11 protein-coding genes are annotated in these 14,990 nt (G+C 65.3%); 6 read left to right on the forward strand and 5 right to left on the reverse strand.

The window, feature by feature from the left end; translation table 11 throughout:
- The 6 genes from AC1DYD_RS20920 to AC1DYD_RS20945 all read left to right on the forward strand — a co-directional run.
- On the forward strand, window positions 1-2,480 hold a 2,480-nt coding region (locus AC1DYD_RS20920), incomplete at its 5' end, for a beta strand repeat-containing protein (protein WP_478174672.1).
- A 58-nt stretch (window positions 2,481-2,538) separates the two neighbouring features.
- Window positions 2,539-4,251 carry a type I secretion system permease/ATPase gene (locus tag AC1DYD_RS20925; protein ID WP_478174673.1) on the forward strand — a complete coding sequence of 571 codons (1,713 nt, stop codon included), beginning with the start codon at window positions 2,539-2,541 and terminating at the stop codon, window positions 4,249-4,251.
- A complete protein-coding gene (locus AC1DYD_RS20930) occupies window positions 4,248-5,585 on the forward strand; it encodes an HlyD family type I secretion periplasmic adaptor subunit (RefSeq protein WP_478174674.1) in 1,338 nt (445 codons plus the stop codon). The genes AC1DYD_RS20925 and AC1DYD_RS20930 overlap by 4 nt, the downstream gene beginning before the upstream one ends.
- 345 nt (window positions 5,586-5,930) lie before the next feature.
- Window positions 5,931-6,167: a hypothetical protein gene (locus tag AC1DYD_RS20935; protein ID WP_478174675.1), complete on the forward strand. Its 237-nt coding sequence runs from the start codon at window positions 5,931-5,933 to the stop codon at window positions 6,165-6,167.
- A gap of 387 nt (window positions 6,168-6,554) precedes the next feature.
- On the forward strand, window positions 6,555-8,231 hold the full coding sequence (locus AC1DYD_RS20940) for a sensor histidine kinase (protein WP_478174676.1): 1,677 nt from the start codon (window positions 6,555-6,557) through the stop codon (window positions 8,229-8,231).
- Complete coding sequence (locus tag AC1DYD_RS20945; RefSeq protein ID WP_478174677.1) at window positions 8,164-8,928, forward strand: response regulator; 765 nt, start codon at window positions 8,164-8,166, stop codon at window positions 8,926-8,928. Before AC1DYD_RS20940 ends, AC1DYD_RS20945 begins: the two co-directional genes overlap by 68 nt.
- A gap of 35 nt (window positions 8,929-8,963) precedes the next feature.
- Here AC1DYD_RS20945 and AC1DYD_RS20950 read toward each other — a convergent pair whose 3' ends face one another.
- Genes AC1DYD_RS20950 through AC1DYD_RS20970 form a run of 5 tightly spaced genes read right to left on the reverse strand, consistent with a single transcriptional unit; the run spans window position 8,964 to window position 14,980 of the window.
- Entirely contained in the window at window positions 8,964-10,610 is a 1,647-nt protein-coding gene (locus tag AC1DYD_RS20950) for a hypothetical protein (protein WP_478174678.1), read from the reverse strand.
- Complete coding sequence (locus AC1DYD_RS20955; protein ID WP_478174679.1) at window positions 10,517-11,428, reverse strand: type II secretion system F family protein; 912 nt, start codon at window positions 11,426-11,428, stop codon at window positions 10,517-10,519. Before AC1DYD_RS20955 ends, AC1DYD_RS20950 begins: the two co-directional genes overlap by 94 nt.
- 10 nt (window positions 11,429-11,438) lie before the next feature.
- Window positions 11,439-12,431, reverse strand: coding sequence for a type II secretion system F family protein (locus AC1DYD_RS20960; RefSeq protein ID WP_478174762.1), 993 nt, complete (start codon window positions 12,429-12,431; stop codon window positions 11,439-11,441).
- Between the two features lie 9 nt (window positions 12,432-12,440).
- Entirely contained in the window at window positions 12,441-13,811 is a 1,371-nt protein-coding gene (locus AC1DYD_RS20965; RefSeq protein ID WP_478174680.1) for a CpaF family protein, read from the reverse strand.
- Window positions 13,812-13,828: 17 nt separating this feature from the next.
- A complete protein-coding gene (locus AC1DYD_RS20970; RefSeq protein ID WP_478174681.1) occupies window positions 13,829-14,980 on the reverse strand; it encodes a CpaE/TadZ family protein in 1,152 nt (383 codons plus the stop codon).
- Window positions 14,981-14,990 lie beyond the last annotated feature (10 nt).

A 14,990-nucleotide genomic window follows, 5' to 3' on the forward strand; every position in this document is an offset into this window, starting at 1 on the left:
ATGCCGGTCAGTCCAGCTTCGCGGTCCAGGCGGGCACCGCCGGCAGCAATGGCCTGGGCAGCTTCTCGCTGGCGGCCGACGGCAGCTGGAGCTACACCGCCAGCAACACCCAGGCAGCGATCCAGCAACTGGGTGCAGGCCAGTCGCTCACCGACAGCTTCACCGCGGTGTCGCTCGACGGCACGGCCAACCAGTTAGTGACCGTGACCATCACCGGCACCAACGATGTGCCGGTGATCGCCGGCACGGCCAGCGGTGCCGTGCAGGAAGACATGGCGGTGGTTGATGGTCACCTCGCGACCGGCGGTGCGCTGACGATCGCCGATGTCGATGCGGGCCAGTCGAGCTTCGCGGTCCAGGCGGGCACCGCCGGCAGCAATGGCCTGGGCAGCTTCTCGCTGGCGGCCGACGGCAGCTGGAGCTACACCGCCAGCAACACCCAGGCGGCGATCCAGCAACTGGGTGCAGGCCAGTCGCTCACCGACAGCTTCACCGCGGTGTCGCTCGACGGCACGGCCAACCAGATGGTGACCGTGACCCTGGCCGGCACCAACGATGCACCCGTCCTGAGTGCTGCCGCCACGCCGATCCTGGCATCGGTCAACGAGGATGCTGGCGCACCGGCCGGGGCTGTCGGGACGCTGGTGTCGAGCCTGGTGAATCTGAACCCGCCGGCCGGCGGCCTCGACAATGTGACCGATACGGACAGCGGCGCCATGACCGGCATCGCCTTGACCGGCGTGAATGCGACCCACGGAAGCTGGTGGTACTCCACCAATGGCGGCGCCAGCTGGGCGGAGGTGGGTGCGGTGTCGGACGCGTCCGCGCTGCTGTTGGCTGCGGACGCGAACACGCGTGTCTACTTCCAGGGGAGCTCGAACTTCAACGGGACGGTCAGCGACGGCATCACCTTCCGCGCCTGGGATCAGACGAGCGGCGCAGCAGGAACCAAGATGAGCGCCGCGACGAATGGAGGCAGCTCCGCGTTCTCGAGCGAGACCGACGCGGCGAGCATCACTGTCAGCGCCGTGAACGACGACCCGGTCGCGGTGGCCGACAGGATCATCGTGTCGGACAACACGCTCGTCACGCTGTCCGTGAACTCACTGCTCGGCAACGATACCGACATCGACGGCCTTGCGTTGTCGATCACTGGCGTCGGCAGCGCGGTCGGAATTTCAGGCCTGACCCTGGATGCTGCCAACGGCACGATCAGCTTCACCAGCGGCAGCACAGCGGGAGCCACGGCCGGCAGCTTCCAATACACCGTGTCGGACGGCGCCGGGGGCACCTCGACCGCAACGGCGACGATAGACATCAGAGCCTTGTCCAGCGGAAACGGCGCCGATACCCTTGATCTCAGCGCGACCGGCACCTACCAGGCTTCCTTCATCGATGGCCGCGGCGGCGCCGACAACCTGACGGGCGGTGCGGCCGGCGACGTCTTCGTCGGAGGGATCGGCAACGGGGCCGACACGCTGATCGGCTCTGCCGGCAACGACCTCCTGATTGGCGGCGATGGCAACGACACCCTGACAGGCGGCGCCGGCAACGACGTCCTGCGAGGCGGCACCGGCAACAACGACGCGATGGACGGCGGCGCCGGCACCGAGGATCTGCTCGACTTCTCGGACGGGACCGTGGCAGTGAATTTCACGCTGGTCCAAAGTGCGGCATCGACCAGCATCGCGAACGGCACAGGCGGGCTCGGCACCAATGACACGTACCAGAACATCGAAGGTGTGATCGGCACAAGTCTGGCAGACACCCTCATCGGCAGCGCATCCAACGACATCATCCGCGGCGGCGCCGGCAACGACACGCTGGACGGCGCAGGCGGAACCGCCGACCTGCTCGACTTCTCGGACGGCACGGCCGGGCTCACGTTCACGCTGACGCAAGGCAGCAGCGCGACGATCTTCAATGCCAGTGCCGCAGGCCTCGGCACCGACAACTACAAGAACTTCGAGGGGGTCATCGGCACGGCCTTCGCCGACACGATCACCGGCTCGACATCGAACGACCAGTTGCGCGGCGGCGGCGGCAACGATGTGATCAACGGCCTCGCCGGCGACGACCGCATCGTGGGCGGGGCTGGCGCCGACACGCTGACCGGCGGCGCCGACAACGACACCTTCGTCTTCGACTCGGCGCCGAACGCGGTCGACTTCATCACCGACTTCAACGCCTCGGGGTCGGCGGCGAGTGGCGACCTGATCGAACTGTCGCTCGGCACGTTCACGGCGCTCTCGACCGCGAATGGCAGCACGCTGTCGGCGGCCGAGTTCGCGTCCTTGAACGGTGGTGGTGCTGGAGACACGGTGGGTGCGGGGGTGCACGTGATCTACGACAGCGCGACGGGCAACCTTTACTACGACGCGGACGGCCTCAGCGCCGCCAACCGCACGCTCGTGGCGACGCTGACGCTGAGCAATCCGGCCGACACATTCGACAACAACGACATCAAGGTCGGCCTGTGACTTCCGGTGCGCTGTCCCCCAAGGCGGCTGGCGGACCACACGGGAAGTCGCCGAGTTCATGAAGCCTCTGCTCCAACTGCTCAAGCGGCCGCTCCTTGTGGTCGCGGGCTTCTCCTTCTTCGTGAACCTGCTGCTGCTCGCGCCTGCGCTTTTCATGCTGCAGGTGTTCGACCGCGTGCTGACGAGCCAGAGCAAGGAGACGCTGTTGGTGCTGTTGCTCGGCGTGGCCGTGGCCCTCGGCCTGATGCTGATGCTGGACTACCTGCGCAGCCGGCTGCAGGGCGTCGCGGGCCATCTGATCGCCGAGTACCTGTCTCCAACCGTGGCCAAGGTCATGCTGGCCCACACGGCGAGCCGCGCCGAGCGCGCGCCGTCCGAAGGGCTGCGCGACGTCGCGGCGCTGCGCAACCTGTTCTCCGCCCAGGGTCTGCTGGCGCTGTTCGACACGCCCTGGGCGTTCGTCTACGTCGCCGTCATCTGGCTGGCGCATCCGCTGCTGGGCATGGCGGCCGCAGCGGCGTCGTTGCTGATGATCGTCCTTGCCGTGGCGAACGACCGGGTCACCCGCCGCGACATCGAAGCGCTGCAAAGGGAAGCCGCCAAGGCCACGCGCTACCTCGAATCCTCCATGCAGAACGCGGAGCTGGCGCAGTCGCTCGGGATGGGGGACGCGCTGATCAGGCGCTGGCGTCATCTGAGCGCCGGCGTTGCGTCGCTACAAGGTCCGACCGCGCGCAAGTCGGTGGCGATGGCGGCGCTGACGCGTACCACACGCCAGTCGGTACAGGTCCTGCTGCAGGCGCTCGGCGCGTACCTCGTCATCACCGGCGAAGGCACGCCGGGCATCCTCGTGGCCTGCACCATCCTGCTGGGCCGGGCGCTGGCGCCGGTGGAGCAGGTGGTGGCGAGCTGGCGCGTGCTGGCCGAGGGGCGTCTCGCCTTCACGCGCCTGTCGGATCTGCTGGGCGCCGCCGAGCGCCAGCCACAACGCATGGCGCTGCCGGCCCCGACCGGCCGGCTGCACGCACAGGGCCTGGTGTTCCGGGCACCACGGAGCGAACGGATGATCCTTGCCGGCGTATCGCTGAGCCTGGAGCCCGGTGAGTCGCTGGCCATCACCGGCGCCAGCGGCGCCGGCAAGTCGACCCTGGTGCGCCTGCTGACCGGCCTGTGGAAGCCCCACGCCGGCGTGGTGCGATTGGACCACGTCGATCTGGCGCAATGGTCTCGCGAAGCGCTCGGGCCTTGGCTCGGCTATGTGCCGCAGGCCGTCGAACTGTTCGAGGGCACCGTCGCCGACAACATCGCGCGGCTGGGCGATGTCGACTCGCAGCAAGTCGTGCGGGCAGCGCAGCGAGCCGGTGTCCACGAACTGATCCTGACGCTGCCCGAGGGCTACGATACCGTGATCGACACCATGGGCGTGATGCTGTCGCCGGGCCAGCGTCAGCGCATCGCGCTGGCACGGGCGCTGTACGGAGACCCGAAGCTGCTGGTACTGGACGAGCCGAACTCCAACCTGGACGGGTCCGGCGAACTGGCGCTCGCAGCGGCGTTGAGGGCGCTGCGCGGGGAAGTCACGGTGATTGTCGTCACGCACCGAAGCACGCTGGTGCAGCACATGGACAAGCTGCTGGTGCTGGAGGCCGGTCGCGTACAGCAATACGGGCCGGTGGAAGAGGTCATGCAGTCGATCAAGCGATCGAGCCAGGGCACGGGCGGCGCCCAGGTGGTGATGATGCAGCCGCGCCCGGTGGAGAAAGTGTCATGAACAACACGGTCCATGCCGTCGCGGCCAATGATCCCCTGGCGCTGCACTTGCGCGACGCGCGCCGTCTTGCGAACTGGGGCATGGCCGTCCTTGTCTGCGGCGTGCTTCCGATCGCGGCCTGGATGAGCTTCGCGCCGTTGTCGTCCGCCGTGGTGGCGCAGGCCCATGTGAAGGTGGACCTCAACCGGCGTCCGGTGCAGCATGCCGAAGGCGGCATCGTGCGCGAAGTGCTGGTGCGCGACGGCCAGCGCGTGCGGCAGGGAGAGCCCTTGCTCGTGCTGGGCGACGTGTCGGTGGACGCCGACAGGAACCGGCTGGATCACCGTGTCAAGACCGAGCGCGCCAGCATGGCGCGGCTCGACGCCGAGCAGACCCTGGCGCGCGCGATCACTTTTCCGCCGGACGTGGTCGAAACTGCGGCGGTCGACCCACGGCTGGCCGAGCAGATGGACAAGGAACGCGCGCTGTTCGAGGCGCGGCGCGATGCGTTGGTTGGACAAGTGCAATTGCTTCGCTCGCAACGCGAAAAGGTGGCGGAGGAGATCGTCGCGCTGCGCGCCCAGATCGTGCAGGCGAGCGAATCGATGAAATTCCAGAAAGGCGATCTCGAGACCAACAAGAAGCTGCTCAAGGACGGGTTCATATCAGCCGCCCGCATCGCCCAGCTGGAAGGCGCTGTTGCCGACTACGGGGTGAAGATCGAGGAGCGACGTGCGGAGCTGGCACGCGCCCAACAGCGCGCGGTGGATGCCGATCTGCGCATCCGATCGTTGGAGAGCGACTATCGCCAGCAGGCGAGCGACCAGCGAAAGGCCACGGCGGCGCGGCTTTCCGAGATCGAGCAGGAGCGGCGCAAGTCGCTCGACGCCTCGGCGCGCCAGGTGATCACCGCGCCGGCCAGCGGTGAAATCATCGACCTCAAGTATTCGACACCCGGCGCGGTGATCCCGCCGCGCGAGACGATCGCGGACATCGTTCCCGAGGACGCCCGCCTGCTCATCGAGGCACGCGTGCGAACGGAGGACATCAACCGTGTCCGGCGTGACCAGCCGGCGGACGTCCGATTCACGGCCTTCCAGTACCGCACGACGCATCTGGTGCATGGCAAGGTTGTCTATGTCTCTGGCGACCGCCTGATGGAGCGGGCCAGCAACATCCCCTACTACTCGGTGCTCGTCGAGGCCGATCCGGCTTCCCTGTCGGAGGCCGGAGACCTCAAAATGTTGGCGGGCATGCCCGCGGAGGTCTACGTGACGGGAGAGACGCGGACCGCGCTTCAGTATTTCCTGGAGCCGATCCTTCAGGTCCTGCGCCGCTCCATGCGGGAGCGTTGATCCGCCGGCTGTCAGGGCCCATTGGCCTGCTGGCGCGGCTGGTACCGGCCGAGGTGGTCAATGCTGTGCCTGCGATGGGCAAATGCCCTCGGAAACTGCGAAGCCCGCCATGTGCGGGCTTTTTGCATAGCGATCATGGCGCGCTCCTTCGGCGAGCTCTCGTGTGTAGCGTTTTGTCATGCCTGACGTAGCTCGAAGCAGGCGTTCAGTCCTCTTCAAAAAAGGGCATGACGCTCATGAATACGCTTGCTTGCATGCCTACATTGGACCCTAGGCAGGATCCAGCATTCGAACTAACGAGGCCCGGCCTGTCGGTGAAAGAGAAAAATCATCTTGGAGATGCGCATGCGATTTGTCGTCTTTCTTGTCGGCCCCCTTGCGACGGTGGCATTGGCCGTTGCGTTTGGCTGGCCGGTGCTGCTTGCAGGCTTTGCTCTTGCATTGGGTACGCTTCTTTTCTCCACTGCCGACACCGAAGCCGGGGAGTCGTCGTATTACGAAGAAGGCTTGGGCCAACTCAAGAGTTCCTCGGGCCAAACCGCCGAAGCGGTGTCGAAGGCAGTATTGATGGCCCCCGACTGAGGGACGATTGCCTCCAAAATTCCGAGCCGCCCACTTGGGCGGCTTTCTTCGTTCCGCGCGCGGCGTCATGTCGTCGTGCCTCACTTCGCCAGGTCTTCAACATTGGTACGAGCGCTGCCGACGCAATGGTGACCCTATGCGCGGCCACGCGACTCAACCATGACCGTGCGGCATCTCGTCGTTGTCCATGCCCCAGTTGATCGAGCGAATGAGTGTCCGCACTCATGAAACCGCCAACTAAGTCTCACACGGCCGATTCAACACGTTGGATCTGGTAACACCGAGTTATATTTGCTTACAAAAGTAGTATGCTGGGCCCGCCATAGAGGCAATGTGAAGCTTGCACATTTGCCTTGCTGGGATGAGATGTCGGGAAGGAGGGGCCAGATGCTTGTTCACAAGCCGGACGGAAGAAATGAAGTCGATACGAGTCTTGTCGCCGATGCACAGATGGTGGCCAGCATGCGGCTGGTGCTCTCCATTTCTGCCCTGTCGGCGGTTCTTGTGGATCCATCTGGATTGAGAGGAATCGCAGGATTCACCTGGCTCCCATTCTTCGGGTACATCCTGTACGGCCTGGTGGTGTACATCTGTTCGCGCCTGGACACGCCGTTCTCTCACAGCAAGGCGGTTCACTGGCTGGATCTCTGCTGGTATGCGCTGATCGTCCTCTCCACGGACGGAATCCACAGTTTCTTCTTCCTGTTCTTTTTCTTCGCCATCCTCACCTCATCCTTTCGATGGGGCTTCGAAGAAGGCGCGCGCGTGACCCTCGCCTCGGTCGCATTGTTCGCGGCCTGCGGCGTGGGATCGACGACCGAAAAGGATCTGCCCCGCCTGCTCCTGCGAGCTACGTTTCTGCTGGCGCTCGGCTACATCAGCGTCCATTGGGGCGGGTCGAAAGTCGAATTGAAGCGGCGCCTGGCGCTTCTTCGCGATGTCAGCCGCCTGTCGAACCCGAGGTTTGGAGTCGACCACACCATCACCAGCGTCCTGGAAAAGATCCAGATGTTCTTCAAGGGAAGCTGCTGCATCCTGGTCATGCGGGACAAGGAGTCCGGCTCCTGCTCCATGCGCACGATCAGGGGGGGAGGCGCGAAGCATTCGGTCAATGCCGAGTGGATCGGCGCGGAAGCGGCTGCGCCTCTCATGGCGCTTCCGCAGAACCGCAACGTCGCCTACAGCCGCCCCCACTGGCCGGCCCTGTCTGCGTTTGCCGGGGCCGCAGCATTCGACAGCGCCGAGGGCAAATGGAGCAATCTCGATGGGCGGGCAAGCGACAGCCTCGCCGAGCTTCTGGATGCTCGTTCATTCATCTGCGCACCGGTGTCGCTGAGAAGCAGCGAAGGCCGGCTCTATGTGTTCTCCGGCCGGAGGGCCTTCAGGAAGTCCGACGCGCTCTTCCTGAGCCTTGTCGGCGCCCAGGTCTTCCCAGTGATCGAAAACATCGAGTTGCTGGACCGGATGGCCTCGGAAGCGGCTTTGCAGGAACGGCAAAAGATTGCTCTCGATCTTCACGACACTGCCATTCAGCCCTACATCGGATTGACCATGGGCCTGAGCGCCCTGCGCAACAAGGCTGCGGCCGACAACCCGCTGATCGGCGATCTCGACAAGCTCGGGGAGATGGCCGCAAAAGTGATTGGCGATTTGCGCCGTTATGCCGGCATGGTCAGAAACGGGCTTGGCAAGACGGAGCAGGCGCTCATCGTCGGCTTGCGGCAGCATGCAGCGCAGATGAAGGACTTCTACGGGATCGATATCGCGGTCCGCGTGGAAGGTGAACTCAACGTGTGCGACCGTCTGACCGCAGAGGTCTTGCAGATCGTGCGCGAGGGCTTGAGCAACATCTGCAAGCACACGCTCGCGCGCCGCGGAACCGTCAAGCTGGAATGCGCGGACGGCTTGATCAGGGTACGGATCGAGAACGATGCCGACGGAACCCAGTCGGTGCAATTTCAGCCGAGGTCGATCATGGAACGCGCCGCCGCCCTGGGTGGAAACGCGAACGTCCGAATGGGGACAAGCGGCGCCACCGCCGTGGACATCGAAATACCTGTGTAGGAGGGGAATCATGCAGCCAGCGGAAAAATCCATCGGCGTGATGCTTGTCGACGATCACCAGACGATGCTGTGGGGGTTGTCCAGATTGATCGATGGGGAAAGCCCGCGAATGCGGGTGGTCGGCACGGCGGGAAACTGCGACGACGCGCTCGAACAGGCCCGCAAGGTGGTGCCCGACGTCATCCTGCTGGACCTCGACCTGGACGGGAAGAGCGCGCTGGACATCCTGCCCGGCCTGCTGTCCAACTCGGTGTCGCGCGTGTTGATACTGACGGGCGAGCGCCAGCAGAAAACCCTGGACCTGGCGGTGCTCGGGGGCGCACGCGGCGTCCTGCGCAAGGACGCCGCCGCGGAACACGTGCTGCGGGCCATCGAGAAGACGCACAACGGCGAACTGTGCCTGGACAACGAAACAATGGGCCGCGTGTTCGCGGAATTCATCGACGCGAAGCGGCCGCACAAGATCGATCCCGAGGCGGAGAAGCAGGCGACGCTGACCGCGAAGGAGAGGAAGATCGTTCACGCCGTGGTCGATGGCTGCGGTGCGTCGAACAAGACGCTGGCCGAGCGGCTCTTCATCACGGAGCACACGTTGCGCAATCACTTGACTTCGATCTATCAGAAGCTGGAAGTTGCGAATCGGCTTGAGTTGTATGTCTATGCGGTGAAGTTTCAGTTGGGCAAGCCGTTGTCCTGAGGACGACGAGCCAGGCGAATCGTTTCGCGCATCATCTACCGCGGCAATCCCGTGTCGACACGCACATGGACGACAGCCGTGTCGTCTTGATAGACCCTGCGCCAGCCCGGGAGGTCGTCGAGCACCGCGATCGCGGATGTTCCGGGTGCGAGCAAGGTCCATCCGAACCCGTGCTCGTTCAGAAACTCGAGGAACTGCTTGCGCTCCTTGAGCTTGAGTGCACCCACCAGTTTCTCGAGGAATGCGTCGCCGTACATATCCCCGCGGCCGTCGACGAACACCGGGATGCCTTCGTAGATCAGAAAGCCGCCGAAGGAGTATTCGTTCAGCACCGCCCCCTTGGCGCCGGCGGCCATCGCGGCGTCGATCGCGGGCTTGGGTGTGATCATGGACGCGGGCGCGGGCGGTCGTAGATGCATGGATGTCGCTGCGAACAATGCCGTCGCGCACGCGCACACGGCGATGGAGATCGGCCGTGCCGGCGCGGCCAGCGACAGGAACCATCGGTCGAGCGATTGCGCGTCCCGGTTCGGGGATCCCGTGGCGTACCAATGCCGCGCGAACGGGGTCGCCATCAGAAACGGGACAACGAGTCCCAGCACCGAAATGTTTCTTTGATGCTTCAGCGCCAGGTGAATCAGCCCGAACACGAGAACCGTCCGCAGCCACGGCAAGCGTACCCGGCCGCTGAGCGCAAGGGCCAGCAGCAGGAGCAGCCATAGCTCTAGCGAGCTCGGTTGCTGGAAATTCGGCGACCGAAACTCTCCGATGTTGGCAAGTGCGAACTCCATCATCGTCATGATGTAGACCGTATGCCAGAGCGCCTGCCAGCCGCTGGGTGTCAAGATCCCCGCGCCTACAGACAGCGCGACGAAAAGGCCCCACGATCTGGCGACCGCCATGCGCATGCCGCGCGGATGTGCAAGCACCGCATCCAGCGCCATGCCGGCGCCGAGCAGCAGGCCCAGGACGAAGCTGCCGTGCATGTTGGCCCAAAGGACCATCAGGCCGAGCAGCCACCACGGCGGACTGCGGCGCGCCTCCGCCGCATCCACCAGCGTCGATATCCATAGCGCCAGCAGTAGCCAGGCCATCACGTGAGGCCGCGCGAGCAGGTGCGTCGAGAGCATGCTCCCGGCAAGCACGGTGAACAGCAGCGCGTGCACCGGCTCCATGCGGGCCAGCAGGAATCGCATCAGCAGCGCGAGCACAAGGGCGAAGCTGCAGGCCGCAAGCGCAGCCAGACCCGCCCAGCCGCCGAGTCGATAGACGCCCAGCATCACCAGTTCGGACAGCCACTCGAACGCCGTCCAGGGCGCGCCGGGCATCGAATGCGAGAACGGGTCGAGGGTCGGCACGGAGGCGTGCTCCAGAATCCAGCGTCCGGCGGCGAGGTGCCAGTAGGTGTCTGCATCCCGCAGCATCAGATTCGGCTGGTATGCGATCAGGGCCACGATCGTGGAGACGAAGACGATCAGCGGCCACGACAGACCCCAAGTTCGCACTGCGGGCGCTGCCGCGCTGGCGTCGATCGTTGAATTCATGGGCCTGACCTTTCTCGAAGTGGGGATCTTCTTGGAGCAGCGCGTTAGCCATTGCCATTCAGCATCGGCATCAGCGAGCGGATCACCTGGATCGCCGCCGGCCCCATGACCACCATGATGATCGATGGAAACACGCACACCACCAGCGGGAACAGCATCTTGGTCGGCACCTTGGCGGCCAGTTCTTCGGCGCGCACCTGACGCTTGTGGCGCAGGTCGTCCGAGAACACGCGCAGCGACTCGCCAATGCTGGTGCCGAACTTGTCGGCCTGGGTCAGCATGGTGGCGAAGGTGGCAATCTCCTCGACCCCGGTGCGCGTCGCAAGGTTGCGCAGCGATTTCTCGCGTGCGCTGCCGGCTCGCATCTCGAGGTTGGTCCAGTGCAGTTCCTGGGCCAGCGCTTCGCTCTTGATGCGGATCTCGTCCGTCACTTTCGTGAGCGCCGCGTCGAGGCCCAGGCCGGCCTCCACGCAGACCAGCATCAGGTCGGCGGCGTCGGGAAAGTTTTCGAAGATCTCGCGCTTGCGGGCCTTCGAAAGCAGATGGAGAGACGCGTTGGGAAGGTAGCACGCGACCAGCGCCGCCGCCATGAGCCAGAAGACCAGCGTCAGCCCTTCGGTCGGATTTGTCGCCTGCAGAAGGACGAAGGTCATGAAGGCGAACAGGAAGGGCAGCACGGTCTTGACGCCGAAATAGATCAGGGTCGCATCCGGGTGCCGGATACCAGCGTGGAGGAACCTGATCCGCAGGGGCGATGCATCCTCGTCGGCGGTCGGCGAGGACAACTGAGCGAAGGGGCCGACGAGTTTGACCACGGTCTCGGCCCATGCCGATTTCTCGGGCTTCGGCGCCAGCGCCTGCAGTCGCTGCTGGGCGCGGGTGGGCGCCCACCACAGGTACGCCCCGATCAGCCCGAGAGTGACGGTCAGAAAGACCAGCGCGGAAAGGACCAGCATCTACATGCTCCTAGACGTGAATGCGCACAATGCGCCGCATGATGAGAACGCCGATCGCCATCAGGACCAGCATGTGCTTGATGATCGCGATGCCGATCGGGTCGGTCCACAGGAGCGACATGAACTCCGGATTGACGAGGTTCATGGCTCCGGCGAGCGCGAAGGGCATCACCCCGAGCACCCAGGCCGACAATCGTCCTTCGGACGACAGGACGCGGACCTTGGCCAACAGCTTGAGCCTTTCGCGGATCAGACGGCTCAGGTTGCCGAGCACCTCGGTCAAGTTGCCGCCCGACTCGCGCTGGATCAGCACCGCAACGACGAAGTAGCGCACGTCGGTAATCGGGATGCGCTCGCTCAGATTCGTCAGCGCCTGCTGCAGCGACACGCCGAAGTTGACTTCGTCATGCACGATACGGAATTCCGACGCGATCGGCTCCGCCATTTCCTCTCCGATCATCTGGAGGCCCGATGAGAAGGCATGCCCCGCGCGCAGCGCGCGCGTCACGAGGTCGAGCGCTTCGGGCAGTTGCGCCTCGATGCGCTTCAGACGGCTGGCGCGGCAATGGGAAAGGTACGCCAGAGGCGCGAGCGCGAAGACCGCGCCGGCCACGAGCCCGGAGCCTTCGGTCTGGTGCGCCAGCCCCACGACGGCCATGAAGCCCACCACGCCCAGCGCGGCACAGCCGAGCAGCAGCTTGGACACCGTCCAGTCGAGGCCGGACTGCAGGATCTGCCGGTCCAGCTTGTGCGCGCGCGGCACGCGCAGCAGCCAGCGCTGCAGCGCCGGGACGTCGCTGAGCATCCGTTCCTTCAGGACCTTGGCCTGGGGCGTGCTGTCGCCCGAGCCGGAAAGGGCCTGCAGCCGCTTTTCGAGCTTCCGCGCTTCCGGGCCCTTGTACGACTTCCACACGAGGTAGAGGCCTTCGAGGAGCAGCAGGACCGCGACGAAGACCAGCACCACGACCATGAACAATGAATTACCCGTGAGGTTCTGCATGATCCCGCCCCCTCAGTGGTAGTTCTTTGTCGGATCGAACATCGCGTCCGGCAACGGCACGCCGAAGGCGCGCAGCCGTTCGGCGAATTTCGGCCGCACACCGGTCGCATGGAAGTAGCCCTCCACCTGCCCTTCCGGTCCGACGCCAGTTTGCCGGAACGCGAAGATCTCCTGCATGGTGACGACTTCGCCCTCCATGCCGGTGAGCTCCTGGATGCTCGTGATCTTGCGCTTGCCATCCGTCATTCGCAGCGCCTGGATGACCACGGTGATCGCGGAGGCGATCTGCTGCCGGGCCGCGCGGTGCGGCAGGTTGAGGTTTGCCATGCCGATCATGTTCTCGAGTCGTGAAAGGGCGTCCCGCGGGGTGTTGGCATGGATGGTGGTCAGCGAGCCCTCGTGGCCCGTGTTCATGGCCTGCAGCATGTCCACCGCCTCGGCCCCGCGCACCTCGCCGATCACGATGCGGTCGGGCCGCATGCGCAACGCGTTGCGCACCAGCGCGCGCTGCGTGATCTCGCCGCGGCCCTCGATGTTGGCCGGCCGGGTCTCCAGGCGCACCACGTGCGGCTGCTGCATCTGCAGTTCGGCGGCATCCTCGATGGTGACGACTCGTTCGGACTCGGGGATGTAGCCGGAGAGGATGTTGAGCAGCGTCGTCTTGCCGGCGCCGGTGCCGCCCGAGATGATCATGTTGACCTTGGCCTTGGCGAGCCCTTCGAGCAAGGCCGCCATCGGCGGCGTCAGGCTCTTCATGTCCTCCACCAGGTTGCTCATCTTCAGCGGTATGTGGGCGAAGCGGCGGATGGACATCATCGGCCCGTCCAGCGCCACGGGCGGGATCACCGCGTTCACGCGCGAGCCGTCGGGCAGGCGGGCGTCGACCATCGGGCTCGACTCGTCGATGCGCCGCCCCACCAGCGAGACGATCTTGTCGATGATGCGCAGCAGGTGCTTCTCGTCCGTGAAGCTCACCGAGCTCAGCTCCAGCCGCCCGCGGCGCTCGACATAGATCTGGTCGTAGCGGTTCACGAGGATGTCGGACACCGTCGGATCCGCCATCAGCAGCTCGATCGGGCCGAAGCCCAGCATTTCGTGCTGGATATCGCGAATCAGCGTGCGGCGCTCCAGGTCGTTGACCGCCGCCTGATCCTCCTGCACCAGGCGGCCGACCATCGTCGCGATCTCCTGGCGCAGCGCTTCCGGGGCCAGCGTGTCGAGCGAGGCGAGGTCGAATTTCTCGAGCAGCTTGAGATGCAGCCGGCCCTTGAGCGCCTTGTAGGCCTCGGAGCTTCCGGTGCCGTGGGAATCCGCTGCCCCGTGCTGGGCAGGAAGGGCGGCGGCATCGTTCGCCACCACGTTGAGTTTTTCGCGCAGGGACATGGGAGGCCTTTCGAGAATCAGGCGCGGCCGAGGAGCCGGTTGAACAGGCTGGGGCTCTCTTCCTGTCGCGGCGACAGCGCCAGGACCCACTCGGCCAGGCTGCGTACCACCGGATTCGAGCGCGACAACTGAGCCAGCGGAATGCCGCGGTTGACGGCGGCATTGACTTCCTTCGGCGAATCGGGAATCAGGCGCTGGGCGGCGCCGCCGAGCGACCGGCGCACCTCGGGTGCGCCGATCTCGCTGCTCTTGACGATGCGATTGACGAGCAGTTCGATCTTCTCCGGCGAGTAGCCCAGCGACTTGAACACGCCGAGCAGCTTCGTGGCGTTGCGCAGGCCCGGCAGCCCGGCCTGCAGCACGGGGAAGATGCGATGCGCGCGGTCGAGCGCTCGAATCGACAGCGTGTCCAGCGAGCGCGAGATGTCGAGCAGCACGAAGTCGTACTGCAGCACTGCGAGGTTCAGGATGGCGTCGATGTGCTCGGGCTTCACCTCCATGGCCATCGAGGGGTCCTCGGGGGCCGCGAGCAGGCTGAAGCTCGGCGTGATCTTGACCGTGCTGGCCTCGAGGAAGGAGGCGTCGAGCCGGCTGAATTCGCGCGCCACGTCGGCAATGGTCGACTTCGGCCTGTCGTCGCTCATGAACGACAGCGCGTCGCCGAACTGCAGGTTCAGGTCGATCAGCAGCACCGAGTTGTGCTCGGCGAGCTGCCAGGCCAGGTTGGTCGCGAGGAAGGTGGCGCCACTGCCGCCCTTGCACGGCATGAAGGCCAGAACCTTGCCGGCGGGCATGCCGTGCGCGCTCGCGAGCTTGGCCGCGACGCGCTGCACCACGGCTTCGAGGGCGGCGGCGCTGGCCGGCGAAGGCAGCACCTCGCGCACCCCGGCGCGCATCGAGTTCAGCAGGAAGTCGGGCGTGTGGGTCGCGCAGAGCAGCACGACCGCGGTGCGGGGGTGGTGCGTGGTCACATGCTCGACCATCGAGAGTTCGTTGGGGTCGCAGCACATGCCGTCGACCAGCAGCAGGTCGGGCTGCTCCTGCTCCACCAACTGGCGCATCCTGCTCTTGCCGCCTTCGGCCAGCACGACCGTGTGAGACCGGGCCTCGAGCACCTTGCCCATCTCCTGCAAATGGCTCTTGTTGGGCGAAATAACGGCAATCTTCATGGGGGTTCCT

The sequence above is a fragment of the Variovorax sp. P4_B11 genome (assembly GCF_056402355.1).

Bases quoted from the DNA above. Each gene is read 5' to 3' on its own strand.
- AC1DYD_RS20930 (WP_478174674.1), top strand. From the start codon at position 4,248: ATGAACAACACGGTCCATGCCGTCGCGGCCAATGATCCCCTGGCGCTG.
- AC1DYD_RS20965 (WP_478174680.1), bottom strand. From the start codon at position 13,811: ATGTCCCTGCGCGAAAAACTCAACGTGGTGGCGAACGATGCCGCCGCC.
- AC1DYD_RS20970 (WP_478174681.1), bottom strand. From the start codon at position 14,980: ATGAAGATTGCCGTTATTTCGCCCAACAAGAGCCATTTGCAGGAGATG.
- AC1DYD_RS20935 (WP_478174675.1), top strand. From the start codon at position 5,931: ATGCGATTTGTCGTCTTTCTTGTCGGCCCCCTTGCGACGGTGGCATTG.
- AC1DYD_RS20940 (WP_478174676.1), top strand. From the start codon at position 6,555: ATGCTTGTTCACAAGCCGGACGGAAGAAATGAAGTCGATACGAGTCTT.
- AC1DYD_RS20955 (WP_478174679.1), bottom strand. From the start codon at position 11,428: ATGCTGGTCCTTTCCGCGCTGGTCTTTCTGACCGTCACTCTCGGGCTG.
- AC1DYD_RS20925 (WP_478174673.1), top strand. From the start codon at position 2,539: ATGAAGCCTCTGCTCCAACTGCTCAAGCGGCCGCTCCTTGTGGTCGCG.